The 1,138-nt window shown below is 64.2% G+C and carries 2 protein-coding genes; both read left to right on the top strand.

What is annotated here, in order from left to right:
• Positions 1-225, top strand: a 225-nt coding sequence (locus tag G3N97_RS38870) for a hypothetical protein (protein ID WP_205998010.1), incomplete at its 5' end; no start/stop codon positions are given.
• Between the two features lie 483 nt (positions 226-708).
• Positions 709-1,138 (top strand): cytochrome c (locus G3N97_RS38865; RefSeq protein ID WP_205998009.1); only part of this gene is annotated, 430 nt, incomplete at its 3' end.

Here is a 1,138-nt window from a genome sequence, read left to right as displayed (position 1 = left end):
GGCGTAGGCGAGATTCACGAGGGCGGCCATCGCGACCTGCCCGATCCAGAGCCAGTCAGCTTTCATCGGCGCGCGCCCTCCAGGCATTCGGAGATTCCGGCACGCGGGGACGGGGACGGCGGTTGCATCGGCGGGGTAAGTGCAATTGGAGTCATCGAGACGAGTGGCAAGGAAACAACAACAAAACGGCAACGAAACTGCGACGTAACAGCGAAGCGGCAGTGAGCGTTCGAACCAGGATTGAAACCGGCGGCGGCGAGGTTTTCGCGCCCCGGAAAAGCGCGCACGCGATACGGCGCGACTTTCTGGAAAGAGCCTGCTTCGATAGCCGCGGCGCCGTTCGGTTCAATACCGGATCGTGCACGCGGCGCGCAGCCACTTCCTGCGCTTCGTCAAATCGCCATGCGGATGGCATGGAAGCGAGGTCAAGCAGGGTCAATCCCGAGTCACGAATCGGCTAACGGGTGCAGAATCATAACCGGCGACGCCGCGACTTTCGGCCGCAATCCTGGAGACCGGATGCGGACCGGGTCACTGTGCGTCTCCGGGCAAGCCCGCGTAGGCGGCCCGGAGCGCATGTGGCAAAAAGTCACTGTCGAGGCGATGCTAGAATCGGCTGCGTCGCCGCAGCGCGCACGGGTCGTCTGCTTTTATCGCGCGCAACCTGGAAGCCGGGTCGCTCGAAGCCTGGCAGGTCCACGATAAAGAATGGAGTCACGCGTGTCCCCAAGACGTCTCGTCCGACCGCTCATTCCGCTCGCCGCGCCGCTCCTGGCCGCATTGCTGTTCGGCACGTCCGGAATTTTCAGCGCCGCTTCCGCCCAGACCCCGCAACCCAAAGCCCCCGACACGATCGAATCGCGCGTGCAGGGCTGCACGGCGTGCCACGGCTCGCACGGTCAGGGCACCGACAACGACTACTTCCCGCGTCTCGCCGGCAAACCGGCCGAGTACCTCTACAACCAGCTGATGAATTTTCGCGAGGGTCGCCGCAAGTACCCTCCGATGAATTACCTGGTCACCTATCTCTCCGACGATTACCTGCACGAGATCGCCACGTACTTCTCGCAGCAGCGGCCGCCCTACCCGCCGCCCGCGAAAGCCACGGTGAGCGACAGCACGCTCGCGCGCGGCCAGG

The sequence above is a fragment of the Paraburkholderia sp. Ac-20347 genome (genome assembly GCF_017104805.1).
Lineage (GTDB): Bacteria > Pseudomonadota > Gammaproteobacteria > Burkholderiales > Burkholderiaceae > Paraburkholderia > Paraburkholderia tropica.
The sequence above is the reverse complement of the archived record's forward strand: the minus strand, read 5'-3'. Positions and strand labels throughout refer to the sequence as shown.